Raw genomic sequence first — 18,332 nt, 5'->3', positions numbered from 1 at the left:
ATGTCTTTATAGATTAAGAAGGGAATTTCCCTGTTACAGTGATTCCCATTGATCTTGCCGTACCAGCTACCATTTTCATAGCAGATTCAACAGTAAATGCATTCAAATCTTGCATTTTGTCCTCTGCTATTGCTTTTACCTGGTCCCAAGATACTTTAGCTACTTTTTTTCGGTTTGGCTCGCCTGAACCTTTCTTCACCTTGGCCGCTTCTAATAATTGTACTGCAGCTGGTGGTGTCTTGATTACGAAATCGAAAGACTTGTCCTTGTAAACGGAGATAACCACAGGCAATACTTTACCTTGTTTATCTTGGGTTCTAGCATTAAATTGCTTACAGAACTCCATAATGTTTACCCCAGCAGCACCTAGAGCGGGTCCGACCGGTGGCGATGGATTCGCAACACCTCCCCTAACTTGTAGCTTAACTACTTTTCCTAACTCTTTTGCCATGTTTTAAAATTTAAATGTGATAAGATTTAGTTTTGGAAGCTCTAAACTTATCTGGTATATGTAACAATTATTAAATTTTCTCAACCTGCATATAGCTCAGTTCCAATGGTGTCTTTCTTCCGAAAATCTTAACCATCACCTCAAGCTTACGCTTTTCTTCGTTTATGTTTTCGATAGTACCATCAAACCCGTTGAACGGCCCATCGATAACTTTTACGGTTTCGCCTTTTGTAAATGGAATAGCCACATGGATGTTATCATCCTCAGCCAATTCGTCCACTTTACCTAACATTCTGTTAACTTCAGATTGTCTCAATGGCACAGGATCTCCTCCTTTAGTTTCACCCAAAAAACCGATAACATTGGTTATACCTTTGATAATATGTGGTACTTCACCTGTTAAATTCGCTTGAATCATAATATATCCCGGAAAGAATACTTTTTCCTTTTGAATTTTCTTTCCATTCCGAATTTGAATCACTTTTTCAGTCGGTACCAGCACTTGGTCTACATAATCCTGCATACCCAAACGAGCAATTTCATTCTCGATATAGGTTTTGATTTTGTTTTCCTGACCGCTTACAGCCCTAACAACGTACCATTTTTTTTCACTTACTTCAGACATATACCGCTTGCTTTTATCCGTTAATCCAATCAAAGTAAAGTGTAACAACCTTGCTCAAAACTGTATCTACTCCCCAAATAGCCAATGAAAAGATAATGGAGAACACAGCTACGATAACTGTTAAATTCTGCGCTTCGGCCCAAGTTGGCCAAGACACATGGTTCTTTAGTTCTTCAAACGATTCTTTTACGTATGTTACGATTCCAGCCATTTTATTTCTTTTTTTCAGGAGTTAACCTGATTTATCTATCAAGGTAAAAAATACCAAATGTTCTTAGCACGGGTTGAGAGACTCGAACTCCCGACACCAGGTTTTGGAGACCTGTGCTCTACCAACTGAGCTAAACCCGTGTTTGGGTTGGTGCTCTAGCTCCCGATAACTATCGGGATGAGCTAAACCCGTAAATATAAGTCAAAAGGCATCACGCCAAAAGCGTAATACCTTATGAGTCATATTATATTAAACTAGTGTTTAGTCTAAAATCTCAGTTACCTGACCAGCACCAACTGTTCTACCACCTTCACGGATAGCGAAACGTAAACCTACGTTCATTGCAATTGGCTGAATCAACTCAACAGTAATCGTTAAGTTATCTCCAGGCATCACCATTTCAACTCCATCAGGAAGCGCGATGTTTCCAGTAACGTCAGTTGTACGAACGTAGAACTGTGGACGGTAGTTGTTATGGAACGGAGTGTGACGTCCACCTTCTTCTTTTTTAAGGATATACACCTCAGCCTTAAACTTGGCGTGTGGTGTTACAGAACCTGGCTTAGTGATAACCATACCTCTTGAGATTTGAGTTTTCTCAATACCTCTTAATAGGATACCAGCGTTATCTCCAGCTTCACCTCTATCTAATATTTGACGGAACATCTCAATACCAGTGATAGTAGAAGTTAACTTCTCAGCACCCATACCGATGATTTCTACAGGGTCTCCGGTGTTAGCTACACCAGTCTCGATACGACCAGTTGCAACAGTACCACGACCTGTTATAGAGAATACGTCTTCGATAGGCATCAAGAAAGGCTTGTCCATATCACGAACTGGCTCTTCAATCCAAGTATCACAAGCTTCCATCAATTCCAATACAGTATCCACCCACTTTTGCTCACCGTTAAGTGCACCTAAAGCAGAACCTGAAATTACAGGACCGTTATCTCCATCATACTCGTAGAAGTTCAGCAAATCTCTAACTTCCATATCAACAAGCTCTAAAAGCTCATCATCATCCACCATATCAACTTTGTTCAAGAACACAACGATACGAGGAATACCTACCTGACGTCCTAAAAGGATGTGCTCACGAGTTTGTGGCATTGGACCATCAGTTGCAGCAACAACCAAGATAGCGCCGTCCATTTGAGCCGCACCAGTTACCATGTTCTTTACGTAATCCGCGTGACCCGGACAGTCAACGTGAGCATAGTGACGATTAGCTGTTTGATATTCTACATGAGATGTATTAATTGTAATACCTCTTTCTTTTTCTTCTGGAGCGTTATCGATTTGGTCGAAATCCTTAGCCTCTGATAAACCTGCATCAGCTAATACTTTAGTAATAGCAGCAGTTAAAGTTGTTTTACCGTGATCTACGTGTCCAATAGTACCAATATTTAAGTGTGGTTTTGAACGATCAAAAGTTGCCTTTGCCATGTTTTAAATAATTTAAATCTTAGTTATATAATAATATTAGTGTATTCTATTCAATTTTTTAGAGCCAATGACGGGATTTGAACCCGTGACCTCTTCCTTACCAAGGAAACGCTCTACCCCTGAGCTACACCGGCAATTTTATTTACGATTGCCGATTCCAGATTTACGATTAGTAATTCGCATATCGTAACTCGTAAATAGTTTTGAGCGGGAGACCGGGTTCGAACCGGCGACATTCAGCTTGGAAGGCTGACGCTCTACCAACTGAGCTACTCCCGCGTTTTGCAAGTCTAAAAACTTGCTTGGTTTTTAAGGATTATCTCGCTTTGCTCGATGATCCTGGATTGGTGACCCAATCCAAATAATTTCTAAACGCAACCTTACAAAAGTGAACTTTTGACAGTTCCTTATTAGAAATCATATGTGGGAAGAGCAGGATTCGAACCTGCGAAGGTGAAAACCAACAGATTTACAGTCTGTCCTCGTTGGCCGCTTGAGTATCTTCCCAAACCGTCTGAAATCCCAAGTTATAAACTCAAAATTCCAAACAAATACAGTATTTTAAAGAACTTAGTATTTTCCTTTTAAAGAGCCGATAGAGGGACTCGAACCCACGACCTGCTGATTACAAATCAGCTGCTCTAGCCAGCTGAGCTATATCGGCCTTTTTTTGACCTTTTTCCACATAAAAAAAGCCCGTTATTTCTAACGGACTGCAAATGTATAGATATTTTTAGTTATTCAAAACATTTTTTGAAAAAAATTATTAGGAATGCGTTCTTAACTTTTCTTTTCGCCTTAAGAGCTGTCGTTCTAAGGATGCTACGGCAGTATCCGTGCCTTCCTCAAAGGTTTTGCATTGCTTTTTTACCACAAAGCTGTCTCCCGGAACGCTTACTCTAGCCTCAAAAATCTTATTCTCTTTGTCGCTAGTATTTTCAACCTTTAAATACACATCGGATTTGATGACCTTATCATAAAACATATCCAACTTGTCCATACGCTTTTGAATAAAGTCTATCAATTTTTGGTCAGCATTAAAATTAACGGATTGCAGGTTTACTTTCATCTGTTTTTTAGGTTTTTAAAAAATCAGCTACACTTCGTGCAAGTATAAAATTCGCCTTGATTAATTAGGATTGGTATAACTCACTTTCATTCAAGGCTTATTCCATATTCTAATTTTTTGGTTAGACATTGATTTAAAAGCGCTAATTTTTACTTCTGGGATGCGCCTTTAAATGTACTTTTTTAAGCTCGGCTATACTATTGTGCGTATATACCTGTGTTGCTGCTAAACTGGTATGGCCCAAAAGCTCCTTAACAGCGTTAAGATCGGCCCCTTGGTTCAGTAAATGGGTCGCAAAGGAATGCCTGAGAATATGCGGACTCTTTTTTACCTTAGAGGAGGCCTGACTAAAATAGTCATTTATTAGCCTGTAAACAAGTGTTTCGTATATTTTAACGCCTTTTTTCGTCAACAATAAATGTTCGGAATCTTGGATGTTCTCCAGCTGGTTGCGGTTTTCCAAATACCTTTGCAAGGTTTGTTCCACCGATTTCAACAACGGCACAATGCGCTCCTTATTTCTTTTTCCAAGAACTTTAATGGTTTTATTGCCCATGTCGAAACTGGAGCGTTTTAGTTCGATCAGTTCGATACGGCGAATACCTGTGGAATACAGCAGTTCGATGATGAGCTTATCGCGCCAGCCTTCAAAGGAATCTTCAAAATGCAATTTGTCCAATACCGTGGACACTTCGGCTTCAGAAAACGGCACCTGCACTTTTTTACTGGTTTTTAGGGCGCGGTGTTTGGCCAGGGGATTCACCTCAATGTCCCCCACTTTCAATAGAAACTTATAATACGTACTTAAAGAAGATATTTTACGGTTGATGCTTCGGTTGGTCAGTCCCGATTCTACTAGAGCGACAATCCACGTTCGAATTTGCGCGTAGTTGACTTTTTTAATGGATTTTGAACCGTATTCCTCAGAAATGAATGCCTCAAACGATTCCAAATCCTTTTGATAGGCCTGCACCGTAAGCTTGGAGTAGTTTTTTTCTAAAAACAGGTAGTCTGTAAATTTGTTGAAAGGCATGTTTTGAGTTTGGAGTTTTAAGCCCGAAGCTTGAAGTGAATATACGATTTATTCCGCGAACCTTAAAACCTCCATGCAATTTACAAAACCAATCCAATGCCTAAATAACAAAGCCTAAGTCATGTCGAACGAAGTGAGACATCACATAATGAAAAGCATAAATAATGAGATTTCTCCTTCCAGGCGAAATGACAAAATAAGAGCGCATAAAAAAAGTCCCGCAAATTGCGAGACTTTATATCTGGTTGCAAAACAATTAAATGTCTTCTGCATCTCTAAGTTTTTGAATATACTGCGCTTTTTGGATTTGGGCCCGACGCTTTACGGAAGGCTTTACAAATTGCTTTCTAGTCTGCAATGCACGCTTTGTTCCCGTTCTATCAAACTTTCTTTTAAAACGCTTTAGCGCTCTATCTATATTCTCTCCTTCTTTTATTGGAATTATTAACATAGTGTCTTAACCTCCTCTCTTTTAGAATTTTTCGGGTGCAAATATAAAACAATTTTTGATTTACGATTTAAGATTTGGGATTTTTTACCCGACTTAGAGATAAACCTTTTTCATTATAGTATTTTTAATAAAACAACATTTTTGAATTCGTGAGAAAAAATGTCTGTTTTTGGAATAACTTTCACATATCATTAACAACTTAATGCGCTTTCAAAGGATTTGCGAACCAAATAATATTATGAAGAAAAACACCTTACTACTTATTTCATTGGTTCTAGTATTTTCCTGTTCATCAAATGATTCAGAGTTTGAAAATGTTACCCCCAATCTTGAACTTTTAGTTAATCAATGGTTTTTTATTGAATCTAAAGATTTGCGTCTGCCCGAAGGACAGCAGGAGTATTTTGCAAATGAATGTGAGCAAAACCGTTTTATCCAGTTCACTGCCAATGGCGCATTTCTGGAAAAATTTTATTATCTGCATCCAAATAACGGATGTATTGAAGACGGTACTATAAATGGAACTTTTGAATTGACTAATTCAACAAGCCTAAAGCTTACGGAAAGTGATGGTGAAGTGAATTTGTATGAAATAAGAAATATTAATAGCAATCAGCTAAGTATTGAATATTTAAAAGACAAAGAAATCTATACATACAAAAAGAATTGAGCCCCGTCCCAAATGCAACAAACAAACTCGCGTTAGGGGTTGAACGACATGTTTGAAATCCTTTTTTAATACTATAAGACCTCTTAAGTTTATTAGGAAACTAAATTTAGGAGATTGCCACAGTCGTTCCTCCTTCGCAATGACGCTTTAAAAAAGATTGAGTAGTAAAAGCCCGACCCCTTGTGGGTAACGCCCAACTTCTCAATACAATTTCGATGAATCCCGGTAGTTATCGGGACGAAATCAAACGAAGTGACAGGGACTTAAATTAAGTCGCCGGCTTATAAACCTTTTTATCAATAATAATCTTGGCCAAAATTTCACGAAGTATCTCAGAAGTACCTCCGCCAATTGGCCCTAGTCTGCTATCCCTAAACAGGCGAGCCATAGGATACTCTTCCATATAGCCATAACCGCCCAAAAATTGTAGGCATTCGTACACCACTTCGTCCGCCATTTTGGTGGATTTTAGCTTGGACATGGTAGCTTCCTTTACCACGTATTCGCCCTTGCCTAAGGCATGTGCTACAGCATAATTAAAGGTTTTGCAGAGTTCCAAATCCGCGTGTAAATCAGATATTTTATGGCGCAAGGCCTGAAATCTGTCGATGCTTTTTCCAAAGGCGTGGCGCTCGCTCATATATTGCAGGGCATATTCCAAAGCAAACTCTGCACGCGCATGGGCATTAATCCCCATAATCAGGCGTTCCAAAGAAAAGTGTTGCATAATATAGGAAAAGCCTTGGTTTTCGTTTCCCATCAAATTACCCAACGGTACTTTTACATTATCGAATGCAATTTCTCCAGTATCGGAAGCACGCCAGCCCAACTTATCCAGCTTGGTGGCCGAAACACCCTCCGCATCCCTATCAATCACAAACATACTGATGCCCTTATTGCCCAACTCGGGCGTGGTTTTGGCCGCTACCACCAAATAGTCGCTACTCACCCCATTGGTTATAAAGGTTTTTGAACCATTGATGATGTAGTGGTCGTCCTTTTTTACCGCGGTGGTGCGCATACCTGCCACATCACTTCCTCCAAAAGGTTCCGTTATGCAAAGGCAACCGATCATTTCGCCGGTTATACTTTTTGATAAATAATGCTGCTTGATGGCTTCGTCGCCTTCGGCATTGATGTGGGTCATCGCCAAATAGACATGGGCCCAAATAGCCGCCGCAAATCCACCAGAATTAATTTTTTGTAGTTCCTCCAAAAGAATTACGGTATAAAAAATATCCAAATCCATACCGCCATAGGCTTCCGGGTAGTTGATGCCGAAAAAACCCATATCACCAAACTCCTTCCAAATAAACCTATCAATTTCGCCTGTTTTCTCCCAAGTATCGATATATGGGACCACTTCTTTCTTTAAAAAATGTTGAAGGCTTTTTCTAAAAAGCTCGTGCTCTTCAGTAAAATACATACTCGTCATAGATGCAATAATTTGATAAACATTAAAATTGGTTTGGTTTGTTCGGCAGGAAATTTTAATGTGCAATTCTAATCAAGCGACAAAGATAATTTAATTATCTCGATTTTGCTCAGCGGAATGCCTTTTACTTTGCTCAATTCGTCCAAAGAGCGAAAGCCTTCGTGCAACTGACGGTATTCTATAATGTGATGGGCAATTTCGTAGTCGATATGCTGGATGGTGACCAATTCGTCCACCGTAGCCGTGTTCAAATTGATTTTGGTGATTTTTGGTGGGGTCTTTACAGTGAAATGTTTGGTGACATTTTCAATCACTTCGGGCGATAGGCCGTACACGTCATTTAATTGTACATCGGCTATAAAACCACCCTTGGTGCTGTTTCTGAATTTTATGATACGTTCCGATAGTACTTTTCCAATGCCATTTACCTTTTGTAATTCTTGGGCCGTGGCTGTATTCAAATCCTTTTTTTGAGCGAATGTTTTTGGGGCATTATTGTATGAATTGGAAAATGAAGACCTTGGCTTGGGGTTGGTCACCCACTCAGGAAACTTAAAATACGGGCTGATACTATCCAGCCAAGCATCTGAAACTTTGGTGACTTCCTGAAACTGCTTTGCGGAATTGATCCATTGATTTTGTTTCCGAAAGGCTAATAGCCGATCGATTTCCTCATTGCTCATCCCTAAAACTGAGCCTTTGTAGTCGGTGATGTAATTTGGATTGAAAGGATAGATTTTGGGTTGACTATTGGCAATTTTCACTTGCCTCAATGAATCGATTTCGGCTTGGTATGTTTTTAGTTCGGCATCATCAATTTCCACCGTTTCACTAGTTTTAGGGAGCACAAAAAAATATATGCATTGCAACACGACAATAATGAACAGCAACAAAAAAACCCCATTTCGTTGTTCTCTCGTAAACACAAAATGGGATTTCAAATTACGCATGGTAATTTATGCTTTAAGCTCTTTAATGGCTTTCATATATTTATTCAGCTCGTCTTTCACTTTAGGCGCCAATAATACCAAACCAATCATATTGGGTACCATCATGGCGAAGATCATAGCATCTGAAAAATCAATAACCGCGCCTAAACTTGCGGCCGCCCCAACGACAACGAACAGACAGAACAACAATTTGTATGCATACTCCATTTTCTTGGATCTTCCGAACAAAAATGCCCAACCTTGGAATCCATAATAGGACCAAGAAATCATCGTACTAAAGGCAAATAATATTACGGCAATAGTAAGCACATAGGGGAACCACGAAATCACGGATTCAAATGCTCCAGACGTTAAAAGAATGGCTTGCGCATTATCCAAACCTGCATTAGCCGAAGTCACATTTCCAGTAATTATCAAAACCAAAGCCGTCATGGTACACACCACAACCGTATCAATAAAGGGCTCCAATAATGCTACCATTCCTTCGCTGGCAGCGTATCTGGTTTTTACCGCGGAATGGGCAATAGATGCAGAACCTACACCGGCTTCGTTTGAAAATGCCGCTCTTCTAAACCCTTGCACCAAAACGCCTACGAAACCACCGGCAATTCCTTCAGGACTAAACGCCCCATTAAAGATTTGTGCAAATGCATCACCAACCATACTTAGATTGGCAAAAATCACAAACAACGAAGCCGCAACGTAAATTGCCACCATAAACGGCACAATTTTATCTGTTACTTTGGCGATAGATTTTATACCTCCTATAATCACAATACCCACTAAAATGGCCATTACTACTCCAAACAACCAGCCCTTTCCATGAAGAAAAGATTCACTTCCACCAGTAATATTTTCAACCAACTGAAAAGCTTGGTTCACTTGGAACATATTACCGCCACCGAAAGAACCGCCAATAACGAAAATGGCAAATAGCACAGCCAATACTTTTCCCAGGCCTTCCAATCCTTTGGACTTCAATCCTTTTCTTAAGTAATACATCGGACCTCCATACACTGTTCCATCATCTTCAATATCCCTATATTTAACACCTAAAGTACATTCCACAAATTTTGAAGCCATGCCTAAAAATCCTGCAACAATCATCCAAAATGTAGCACCGGCGCCACCAATGGAAACTGCAATGGCCACACCGGCAATGTTCCCTAAACCAACGGTAGCAGATAGAGCTGCCGTCAAAGCTTGGAAATGCGAAACTTCTCCTTCATGCCCTTCAACTCGAATGGTATCAGGGTTATCTTCTTCATCAGTAAAAGGTAATTTTGCCATTTCTACCTTATGATCTTTTCTACCCTCTAAATCGTCATATTTACCTCTAACAATATTAATAGAAGTAAAAAATCCCTTAAAGTTTATCAAGTTGAAATAGAAGGTAAAATAGGTGGCTCCAAAAATTAAGGGGAACAGCACCCAGTAAACACTGACTTCATCGGTAAACGGAATTTGATAAAATATCGCTTGAACAAACCATCCCGTCAGATCACCAAAAACCTGATCGATCTTTTGGTCAATCCCCATTTGCTGTGCGTCTTGGGCAAAGGTAAAAATCGGCAAAATCAATGCAAGACATCCTAGAAGATATTTCTTCATAATTGTAAGTGTTCGTTAATTTTTATTGAAAAATTGTCATAAGAAGTCAGCAAGATGCTAAAAAAAAACGGGTTTTTAAAACATAATGCCCCAAATATGCCTATTCCTCTAGCTCGATATCGTATTCAGAATTTAGTTCTTCAATTTGCTCAGGTCGGCCTAAAACGATAATCTTGGATTTTGGTGCTAGCGGTAATTCTGCTTCTGGATTTACGGTGTATTCCCCATTTTCGTCCTTATAGCCAATCACGGTGCAACCTGTTTTCTTCCTTAAATCCAAATCCTTGATGGTGCGCTTCTTTTTCTTATTTGTATCAAACAATTTTTCAACAGCAACCTCTTCAATATTGATATTCGAATCGCCAACGATAGCGAGATTATCAATAAATTCCATCAAACCGGGCACCACCACCAAAGATGCCATGTGGTCGCCTCCAATCATGTCGGGCAAAATCACGTTGTTGGCTCCAGCAAACTTCAACTTTTCATAAGACGACTCCTGTGATGCACGGCTGATGATATTAATCTTGCTATTTAGCTGTCTTGTAGACAATACCACGAACAAATTATCGGCATCATCCGGCAAGGCCGAAATAAAACTCGAAGCCCTATCCACTCCAGCCAAAAGCAAAGTTTCATCCTCATTGGCGTTCCCGATAACGTATGATACGTCGTCGTGTTTTAGACGTTCTTCTACTTCCTTGTCCCTTTCTATAACTACAAAAGATTTGTTGTGGGCCTGCAACTTGCGAGCGGCCTGTTTACCGTTTCGTCCGTAACCACAAATGACCACATGGTCTTTAAAGCTGTCAATTTTCTTTTGCATCTTTTTTTGTTTTAATTCTTCAATATCGTTTTTGCTCAAAATATATTCCGTAATGATGGACAGCGCATAACCCACAATAATTACACTGGCCAATATTAAAAATATAGTAAATATTTTGGATTGTTCATCCAGTGGCATAACCTCTCCAAAACCAACGGTTGTCATTGTAATCACGGTCATGTAAAGCGCATCCACCCATGAATAATCCGAAATAAATCGATAGCCAAAAACACCTATTAGCATGATGACAACCAGCAAAAGCATTGCGGTGTATATTCTTGACCTAAAGAGTCTTACAATTGGATTCATAGGCTATAAATCGAATACTGAGGAGCGTTTGGTGTATACTAAATCCTTAATACGCATCCAGAATGCGAGAAACAAATACAACGCAAAACCGAAACCTACGGTTACAAATGTGAGGTACATAAACGAGGTGCGTACCACCTTGGCACGAATCCCAATTCTGTCCGCAATCCGTTGGCATACATGGTAGCCATGCTTCTGTAAAAACAAGAGGATTTTGTAAAATGCGTTCATAAGCGCAATTTAAACTTTACTTTTTTAGTTTAAAAGTTTAACGGTTTAAAAGTTTGTTGCCAATGGCACATTTTAAGCACAAATTTTTATCACAGTATTCATTTTTCAATTGAATTAATGCCTGAGACTGCATAGCGTTCTCCGAAACCTTTTGTAATGCATTGAATTTATTAACAACACTGTTATTTTCCGACGAGATGTTTCCAAGCAAATTAATGATGCTTTCTTCGGAAGATTTTCCTTGGTGTTTGGCATAACTAAACTTTAGCGGGACGATAGTATTGATAATCAGCAAATCGATAAACGCTTTTGAAAGCCTCTTTTTTGAAACCTTTGAAGCTTTTGAAAACGTGTAGTGCCTCTTCCAAAAGGCAGAAGCTTCAACTGAAAACAGTTGGTAAATATCATCAATAGAACCACTATCAATTAATTTTGAAAATAGATTTTGGTGTTTATGGTATAGATTGGCTAATTGAGACAATCGAATGGTTGGGAAGTTTGGTGGTCGCAGGCGGAAAAATGATGGTGAAACCATAGCAGTTTCCAACTTGAATTTCTGTTTTAAAAACTGATAGTCTTTTTGAAGGGATTGAAAATAAGGCTCTTCAACTGCCGTTTCCAACATTCTGGATTGACCGAACAGCAAAGCTTCTATTTGTTCCAACTTAGGTTGCGATTTTCTTAAAACCGAAAAATCGAAGGAGTTGGCCAAACTCAAAAAGGATTCCCCATTCACTTTTAACCCAAAATTTTTGGCCAGCATTTTGAACAACACAGCTTCCCAATCATTTTTAGAGATTTCCAACAATTTGAAAATTTCGATAGATTTTCGCTCTAAACGTTCAAAATACAAACGCTCCAACCAATTTTGAATCGTAAAACCATCCATTTCTGGAAAGTCATTTTCACAATTAATCCATTGCTGTTTGCCATTGAGTAGTTTCGTATAATTATTTAAAGATGAAGGCGATACGCAATCTCTTAATTCTAAAATGGGGATAACAGAATTATCCTTTCGGAATACTTCGGCATCATGTTCCCAAACCACGTGCAGAATCACATTGTCGTAAGCTTTGTCCAGTTCATGGTTGTGCAAAAACCAATCCGAGGATTTGATGTGTATTTCCACATTGCCTGCCCAAAGTTGCTCGCCGATCCTGATTTGTGCGTTGAAAAAATCCGGGCCGGCATTCAGGTTGTGCTCTCCAGTTGCAACAACATCAATGTTTTGCATATCAGAAGTCATTAAATCCTGAGACTCGTATTTTCTGTATTTCCAAATGTAATGTAGGAAGTCCTCTTGCACCTCCCGAAAATATAAAATAAATCGTACACATCTTTTGCCTCCGTAAAAAAATTTTACATTTGCCTTATCTACCAAACTATTGCACAGGCGTAAATGCAAAAATCAGTAATTAGTCCATCGGTTTCGATAAAAACCACTTTAATTTATAGTGTTTTGGCGTTTGTGGGCTGTTTGGCATTGTACCACGGTATTTTTAAAACTTATGCTTTTGCGGATTCCTATGAGTTTATTTGGACTGCAGATTACGACCCGAATTTTCAGCACCAATTCATAACACACGGCCGACCATTTTATGCGTTTTTAAATCAATTGGCGTATGGCACTTTTTCTGATACCATTGCCGATTTAAAGTGGATGCGGTTATTCTCGATGTTTTGGGCAGTGTTATTTTCAGTACAGGTTTTTCGGTATTTATTGAAGCTGAAATTAAAGGCAATAGAAGCTAGCCTATTCTCTTTTTCTATTTTGGCTTTGCCTTCTTTTTCTGTTTATATTGGTTGGAGTGCTACGTATCAGGTAACGTTGGCCACCAACCTGTCCTTTCTGTCTGGAGTCATTTTAGTAAAGGTTTTTGAGCAGGAAAGTAAAAGGATTATATCAAGTGTCATTCCTTTGGTATTAGTGATAGCGTCGTTGATGCTCTATCAAACTGCAGGAACGGCCTTTCTACTTCCATTTGTATTTAAAGCAACTCTTACAAGGTACTTATCCAAAAGAAACTTTATTGCCATTTTACTGTTTTTAGGAGCTTCATTTGGCTTATACTTTTTAATTTTTAAACTGCACCTGTTTTTCTCTGAAATACCGGCTCATAACAGGACGGAAATCAGTCCCATAAAATTACCATACCGCTTTGTCAAGTTTTATTTTAGAGAAATTTTCGCATTAGTTAAAGCCAGTGGGATCATACTTTGGTCCAAACTTTTTTTATTGTTGGGATCCATACCCTTTTTAGGGTTTATGTATTTGTTTTTCAAAGAGGCAAAACATGGAAAAATCCTGCTCTTTATATTTCTTATTAGTGTAGCTCCTTTGAGCTATTTACCAAATTTGTTATCCGCTTCAAATTGGTTATGCAATAGAGCCCTAGGGCCTACTGCGGTAATTATTTTTTTCTATCAATTTTACTTTATAAAACAGTTATACGAAAACAGCAAAATATATAAAGCATTAGCCTTGGCAGGTTTTGCGGTTGTGGTAAGCCTTTCATATGTAAATTTAAACCACTACATCTGTAATATTCAGCACAAGGAATACACTGTTTTAAGAGGAACGATGGGCGCTATTAACACCAACAAGTATAAAAACATCATCTTCAAAATTCCAGAGCAACATTTTTTGATCAATAAGGGGTTTTATCAAAAAGACTATATGGGGGAGTTTGTTCAAACCTCAAGCTCAAGGATTTGGGTACCAAATCATTTTTTCTATCAGATATTAAAAGAAGAAGGCATTATCCAAAATGGAGACATTCATAATTTTTCGGTATCCGTCGAGCCTTACAACGAAAGTCTTGACAAAAGTATGGAGAATGAAATCGTTATTAATTTAAGGGATATCTTAGCCAAAGAATTTTCAAAAGCGTTAGAGGCGAATGAATAGGAAAAAAGACATTGCCGTACTCATCGTTGTGCCATGTTTCAATGAGGAGCATCGCTTAAAAACAGAGGCATTTTTAAGATTCTCTATAGACAATCCGAATATCCATTTTCTTTTTGTAAACGATGGTAGCACCGACAATACAGCCCAAATATTGCGGGATCTGTGCCAAGAAAACCACAGCTTGAATTATATAAGCTTTGATGCGAACCGAGGTAAGGCCGAAGCAGTAAGACAGGGTGTTTTATTTGCACAAAACGAACTGGACCAATATGATTTTATAGGTTTTTTGGACGCTGATCTTTCTACGCCCCTCTTTGAAATCAACAACTTTATTTCAGCTATCGCGCTACTCGAAAATATCAAATTTGTTTTGGGCATACGTGTGATACGCCTTGGTGCCATTATAGAACAAAACAGAATCCGCTATTATCTTAGTCGCATATTTGCAAACCTGGCCGGGCTTGTACTTAATGAATCCCTATTTGACACACAATGTGGTGCAAAACTTATTCATACATCCGTTGCCCCAAGACTTTTTGAAGAAGCCTTTATAAGTAAATGGCTTTTTGATGTAGAGCTCATTGCAAGATTCAAGATACTATTTTCGGGCCAGCCAGACCATGTGATTTTAGAACACCCTCTTGAAGAATGGCGGGGCATCAAAGGCTCAAAAATAAAAAAGCGTCATTTTTTGAATGTCCCGTACCACTTGATAAAAATTTGGTTCAAATACAGAAAAGACATTAAAAAATCCCAACCACTAACAAAACAGTAACCCATGGAAGCACTAACCCTAACCACTCCCGCATTGTTGTTCTCGGCCATTTCATTAATTATGCTGGCCTATACCAATCGATTTATAGCCTATGCCGCAACTATTAGAAATTTGCATGATAAGTATATTAAAAACAAAGATTCCATACTGATTGCCCAGATTGAAAACTTGAAAAAGCGATTGTACTTGACGCGCTCCATGCAGATCTTGGGCATTTCAAGCTTGTTACTTTGTGTGCTCACTATGTTTCTTATTTATATCGAGCAACAGGTTATTGCAGTTTGGGTATTTGGTATTGCGCTGATTTTGCTGATTGCCTCTTTGGGATTTTTGATCTTGGAAATCCAGATTTCAGTAAAGGCTCTGGAGCATCATATTAGTGATATTGAGGGGAAGTAGTTTAATTTACCTCATTTAAAGCGTAAATTATTGTCAGCTATAAGCCTTTAAAACGGCAAATATCTCATTGTAAGCAACAATTAGAAAAAATCAAGTTCAAGCCAAGCATTGAAATTCTAAAGAAATATGGAATACGAACTAATTTTAAAAAACATTAGTCGGTTTATAGATTTAAATACAGAAGAAGAAGCCTTATACACTTCTTTATTGACAAGGAAAAAACTCAAGAAGAAAGAGTTTTTACTAAGACAAGGAGAAATAGCACGATATGACTACTTTACAACTAAAGGCTGTTTAAAAATCTATAAAATAGACGATAGTGGCTCAGAACATATTTCTATGTTTGCCATTAAGGACTGGTGGTCTGGAGATATGGCAAGTTTCTTAACCCAAAAACCAGGGAATTATTTTATACAAGCACTTGAAGACTCTGAAGTGCTATTAATGTCAAAAGAAAATTTTGATTTACTATTTGAAAAAATACCAAAGTTTGAGCGTTTTTATAGAATTTTATACCAAAGATCATTAGTTTCATACATCCAACAATTGGATCAAAATATTTCATTAAACGCCGAAGAGCGTTATCGTAATTTCATTAAAAAATATCCAACCTTAATTAATCGAATTTCTCAAAAAAACATTGCTGCATACTTAGGGGTTACTCCAGAATTTTTGAGTGTACTGCGAAAAAAAATGGCCTCGATGTAATTTTCTTAATGTACATTATTTTTCTCTACTACAAGTAGTATGTTCTTTGTAGTATGAAAAAAACAAATGCTGTTTTAATGCTCTTTCTTTTGATTTTTAGTCAAAAGATATGCGCCCAAATCGCACAAATAGAATTTGCTTCTGGAATTGCGAAAACCGATTTTACTTCTTTTTCAATTCGACCAATAGACGATAAGAGAACATTTTCTATCGCAACATTGGCTTTTTTTCAAAAGTACCATGAAAAAGAAAATGAAGTTTTTGATGAGCTGGGTGTGCAAACAACTGCACTATGGAATTTTAGTAAATCCATAGCAATAGGTCCTTCTCTATATTATAATAGTGTTGCAGGTTTTTCTGAAAGAATCTCTGTATTCTTTTCTACAAAAACAAAACGATTTTCCATAGCTGCTATTCCTTCTATCGCTCATATGGAGTTAACTAATTTTATTAATGGAGAGTTGTTTCTTCAAATGCAATTTACCCAACCTTTAAAAAATGATTGGAACGCATTATTGAGTGCTCTTGCGCTTACCCACTGGGATAAATTTTCAATACACGCCAGAAGTTTTCAACAAGTAAGAACTGGACTTTCCTTTAAGTCAACACAATTCGGTTTAGCTGTTGATTTTGACCAATACGGCAAAATACCAATTACAAAAACCTCGATAGCGCTTTTTGTTAGAAAACTATTTATAAACAAACCATAAATACTCATAAAAATGATACGTGAAATTTTAAAAACAAATGAAAATTGGGGGCAATTAATTGCTCGTTTAACACTAGGCTTCGTCCTATTTCCTCATGGTGCACAAAAAATGCTTGGGCTATTTGGAGGATATGGATATACCGCAACTATGGATGCTTTAACCAATCAAATGCAACTTCCATCAATCATAGCATTTTTGGTTATCATAATAGAGTTTTTTGGAGCAATTCTCTTAATCCTAGGTTTTGCTACCAGAGTCTGGTCATTAGCGATAGTGTTTCTATTCATAGGTATCATTTTTACAGCACAATTTGAGCATGGATTTTTCATGAATTGGTTTGGTGCCCAAAAAGGAGAAGGTTATGAATACTCGCTCCTAATTATTGGATTAGCAATTACTGCGGTAATAAATGGCGCAGGTAAACTTTCAGTAGATAATCAAATTTTAAAATACTTAAACAACAAATAAGATGAAAAAAATAATAGCTTTAGGAGGAAGTAATAGTAAAAACTCTATAAATAAGACACTGGCTATTCATGTGGCTAACAAAATTGAAAATGCAGAAGTAAGTAGTATCGATTTAAACGATTTCGAATTACCTCTTTATGGAATCGATTATGAAACAGAACATGGAATTCCTGAAAATGCAGAAAAACTAAGTCATCAAATAGAAGATATAGATGGGTTAGTTATGTCATTAGCAGAGCATAATGGTTCTTACACGGTCGCTTTCAAAAACGCCCTAGACTGGATGTCTCGAATTGATATTAAAGTATGGAAAGATAAACCCATATTGCTTTTAGCAACTTCTCCAGGTGCTAGAGGTGGAACTATTGTTTTAGAATCTGCTAAAACCTATTTTTCTTTTTTAGGAGGACAGGTAGTCGCGGATTTTTCTTTGCCCAACTTTTATGAAAACTTTTTAGAAAATCAAATTACCAATGTCGGATTAAAAATAGAATTGATCGATAAGGTTCATCTATTTGAACAAGTTTTAAATGATAAATAAGATAGAGATAATCAAAAACTATATTTATGAATTTAAGAACTATTTTCCGCTTCTTTTTCGTCCCATTTGCTATAAGTACTATTATAATGTTAGCTTCATGTACCTCAAATACATCAAAACCTGTGTATTGTTTATTCGAAAATGTAAAAATTACAGATTCTGTAAAATTTGATACGTATGAGAAAAGTGTATCCACTATCGTAGAGAAATTTGGTGGAAAATACATTGTTGCAGGAAATCCAAAAACTCTTGAAGGCCAATGGAAACCTCAATCTCTGGTAATGATTAAATTCCCTAGTTTAGAACAAGCCAATAAATGGTACGATTCTGACGATTATAAAACATTAAAAGCACTAAGACATTCATCCGGAGTATTCAATGCCGTTATAATGGAAGGCTTAGGAAAATAATTGATTTGAAATTTGAAAATAGGAATTCTTTACAACAAATGAAGACTGTAGCCATCGTAAAAATCATAATCATTACTCACAAGCTTCATCTC

The 18,332-nt window shown here is 37.7% G+C and carries 22 protein-coding genes and 5 tRNA genes; 9 read left to right on the top strand and 18 right to left on the bottom strand.

Translation table 11 applies throughout. The annotated features are described in order from the left end of the window. Window positions 1–13: 13 nt before the first annotated feature. From rplK to rpsU, 12 genes are all read right to left on the bottom strand, one after another. Window positions 14–451 carry a 50S ribosomal protein L11 gene (rplK, locus tag H7U19_RS03670; protein WP_186558966.1) on the bottom strand — a complete coding sequence of 146 codons (438 nt, stop codon included), beginning with the start codon at window positions 449–451 and terminating at the stop codon, window positions 14–16. Window positions 452–521: 70 nt separating this feature from the next. Next, entirely contained in the window at window positions 522–1,076 is a 555-nt protein-coding gene (nusG, locus tag H7U19_RS03665) for a transcription termination/antitermination protein NusG (RefSeq protein WP_186558964.1), read from the bottom strand. Window positions 1,077–1,089: 13 nt separating this feature from the next. Further along, window positions 1,090–1,287, bottom strand: a complete 198-nt coding sequence (secE, locus tag H7U19_RS03660; RefSeq protein WP_186558956.1) for a preprotein translocase subunit SecE — start codon at window positions 1,285–1,287, stop codon at window positions 1,090–1,092. A gap of 67 nt (window positions 1,288–1,354) precedes the next feature. Continuing rightward, a tRNA-Trp gene (locus H7U19_RS03655) sits at window positions 1,355–1,427 on the bottom strand. 121 nt (window positions 1,428–1,548) lie between these two features. Next, the gene (tuf, locus tag H7U19_RS03650) at window positions 1,549–2,736 is read right to left on the bottom strand and encodes an elongation factor Tu (RefSeq protein WP_186558954.1); all 1,188 of its coding nucleotides are present in this window, start codon (window positions 2,734–2,736) and stop codon (window positions 1,549–1,551) included. A gap of 62 nt (window positions 2,737–2,798) precedes the next feature. Then, window positions 2,799–2,870, bottom strand: a tRNA-Thr gene (locus H7U19_RS03645). A gap of 72 nt (window positions 2,871–2,942) precedes the next feature. Then, a tRNA-Gly gene (locus tag H7U19_RS03640) sits at window positions 2,943–3,015 on the bottom strand. Window positions 3,016–3,160: 145 nt separating this feature from the next. After that, a tRNA-Tyr gene (locus tag H7U19_RS03635) sits at window positions 3,161–3,243 on the bottom strand. 83 nt (window positions 3,244–3,326) lie between these two features. Next, window positions 3,327–3,400, bottom strand: a tRNA-Thr gene (locus H7U19_RS03630). A gap of 102 nt (window positions 3,401–3,502) precedes the next feature. Then, a complete protein-coding gene (hpf, locus tag H7U19_RS03625; RefSeq protein WP_186558952.1) occupies window positions 3,503–3,805 on the bottom strand; it encodes a ribosome hibernation-promoting factor, HPF/YfiA family in 303 nt (100 codons plus the stop codon). A gap of 142 nt (window positions 3,806–3,947) precedes the next feature. Beyond that, window positions 3,948–4,838 (bottom strand): tyrosine-type recombinase/integrase, encoded by an 891-nt coding sequence (locus H7U19_RS03620; RefSeq protein ID WP_186558950.1) that lies wholly within the window; start codon window positions 4,836–4,838, stop codon window positions 3,948–3,950. Window positions 4,839–5,094: 256 nt separating this feature from the next. Next, the gene (gene rpsU, locus H7U19_RS03615) at window positions 5,095–5,289 is read right to left on the bottom strand and encodes a 30S ribosomal protein S21 (protein ID WP_186558948.1); all 195 of its coding nucleotides are present in this window, start codon (window positions 5,287–5,289) and stop codon (window positions 5,095–5,097) included. 238 nt (window positions 5,290–5,527) lie between these two features. Here rpsU and H7U19_RS03610 point away from each other — a divergent pair, with 238 nt between their 5' ends. Next, window positions 5,528–5,959, top strand: a complete 432-nt coding sequence (locus tag H7U19_RS03610) for a lipocalin-like domain-containing protein (protein WP_186558946.1) — start codon at window positions 5,528–5,530, stop codon at window positions 5,957–5,959. 268 nt (window positions 5,960–6,227) lie between these two features. Here H7U19_RS03610 and H7U19_RS03605 read toward each other — a convergent pair whose 3' ends face one another. From H7U19_RS03605 to H7U19_RS03580, 6 genes are all read right to left on the bottom strand, one after another. Continuing rightward, complete coding sequence (locus H7U19_RS03605; protein WP_186558944.1) at window positions 6,228–7,394, bottom strand: acyl-CoA dehydrogenase family protein; 1,167 nt, start codon at window positions 7,392–7,394, stop codon at window positions 6,228–6,230. 68 nt (window positions 7,395–7,462) lie between these two features. Then, window positions 7,463–8,344 (bottom strand): ComEA family DNA-binding protein, encoded by an 882-nt coding sequence (locus tag H7U19_RS03600; RefSeq protein ID WP_186558934.1) that lies wholly within the window; start codon window positions 8,342–8,344, stop codon window positions 7,463–7,465. 6 nt (window positions 8,345–8,350) lie between these two features. Further along, on the bottom strand, window positions 8,351–9,955 hold the full coding sequence (locus tag H7U19_RS03595; protein WP_186558931.1) for an alanine/glycine:cation symporter family protein: 1,605 nt from the start codon (window positions 9,953–9,955) through the stop codon (window positions 8,351–8,353). A gap of 100 nt (window positions 9,956–10,055) precedes the next feature. Continuing rightward, window positions 10,056–11,090 (bottom strand): potassium channel family protein, encoded by a 1,035-nt coding sequence (locus H7U19_RS03590; RefSeq protein WP_186558928.1) that lies wholly within the window; start codon window positions 11,088–11,090, stop codon window positions 10,056–10,058. A 3-nt stretch (window positions 11,091–11,093) separates the two neighbouring features. Then, window positions 11,094–11,321, bottom strand: coding sequence for a PspC domain-containing protein (locus H7U19_RS03585; RefSeq protein WP_186558915.1), 228 nt, complete (start codon window positions 11,319–11,321; stop codon window positions 11,094–11,096). Between the two features lie 37 nt (window positions 11,322–11,358). Next, window positions 11,359–12,627 carry a DUF2851 family protein gene (locus tag H7U19_RS03580; RefSeq protein ID WP_186558913.1) on the bottom strand — a complete coding sequence of 423 codons (1,269 nt, stop codon included), beginning with the start codon at window positions 12,625–12,627 and terminating at the stop codon, window positions 11,359–11,361. A 93-nt stretch (window positions 12,628–12,720) separates the two neighbouring features. Here H7U19_RS03580 and H7U19_RS03575 point away from each other — a divergent pair, with 93 nt between their 5' ends. The 8 genes from H7U19_RS03575 to H7U19_RS03540 all read left to right on the top strand — a co-directional run bounded on the left by H7U19_RS03575 (window position 12,721) and on the right by H7U19_RS03540 (window position 18,240). Next, entirely contained in the window at window positions 12,721–14,229 is a 1,509-nt protein-coding gene (locus H7U19_RS03575; RefSeq protein WP_186558911.1) for a glucosyltransferase domain-containing protein, read from the top strand. Continuing rightward, window positions 14,222–15,004, top strand: coding sequence for a glycosyltransferase (locus H7U19_RS03570; protein WP_186558910.1), 783 nt, complete (start codon window positions 14,222–14,224; stop codon window positions 15,002–15,004). Before H7U19_RS03575 ends, H7U19_RS03570 begins: the two co-directional genes overlap by 8 nt. 3 nt (window positions 15,005–15,007) lie before the next feature. Beyond that, window positions 15,008–15,403: a DUF2721 domain-containing protein gene (locus H7U19_RS03565; protein ID WP_186558908.1), complete on the top strand. Its 396-nt coding sequence runs from the start codon at window positions 15,008–15,010 to the stop codon at window positions 15,401–15,403. Between the two features lie 126 nt (window positions 15,404–15,529). Then, window positions 15,530–16,111, top strand: coding sequence for a Crp/Fnr family transcriptional regulator (locus H7U19_RS03560; protein WP_186558907.1), 582 nt, complete (start codon window positions 15,530–15,532; stop codon window positions 16,109–16,111). A gap of 53 nt (window positions 16,112–16,164) precedes the next feature. After that, the gene (locus tag H7U19_RS03555; protein ID WP_186558905.1) at window positions 16,165–16,821 is read left to right on the top strand and encodes a hypothetical protein; all 657 of its coding nucleotides are present in this window, start codon (window positions 16,165–16,167) and stop codon (window positions 16,819–16,821) included. Between the two features lie 12 nt (window positions 16,822–16,833). Continuing rightward, window positions 16,834–17,289, top strand: a complete 456-nt coding sequence (locus H7U19_RS03550) for a DoxX family protein (protein WP_186558903.1) — start codon at window positions 16,834–16,836, stop codon at window positions 17,287–17,289. Window position 17,290: 1 nt separating this feature from the next. Beyond that, window positions 17,291–17,830, top strand: a complete 540-nt coding sequence (locus tag H7U19_RS03545; RefSeq protein ID WP_186558898.1) for an NADPH-dependent FMN reductase — start codon at window positions 17,291–17,293, stop codon at window positions 17,828–17,830. A gap of 86 nt (window positions 17,831–17,916) precedes the next feature. Further along, window positions 17,917–18,240, top strand: a complete 324-nt coding sequence (locus H7U19_RS03540; RefSeq protein WP_186558895.1) for a DUF1330 domain-containing protein — start codon at window positions 17,917–17,919, stop codon at window positions 18,238–18,240. The last annotated feature ends 92 nt before the right edge of the window (window positions 18,241–18,332 follow it).

It is taken from the genome of Hyunsoonleella aquatilis (assembly GCF_014270105.1).
In the GTDB taxonomy this organism is placed as follows: domain Bacteria; phylum Bacteroidota; class Bacteroidia; order Flavobacteriales; family Flavobacteriaceae; genus Jejuia; species Jejuia aquatilis.
Note: the sequence above shows the minus strand (reverse complement) of the source record. Positions and strands in the feature narration are given on the sequence as shown.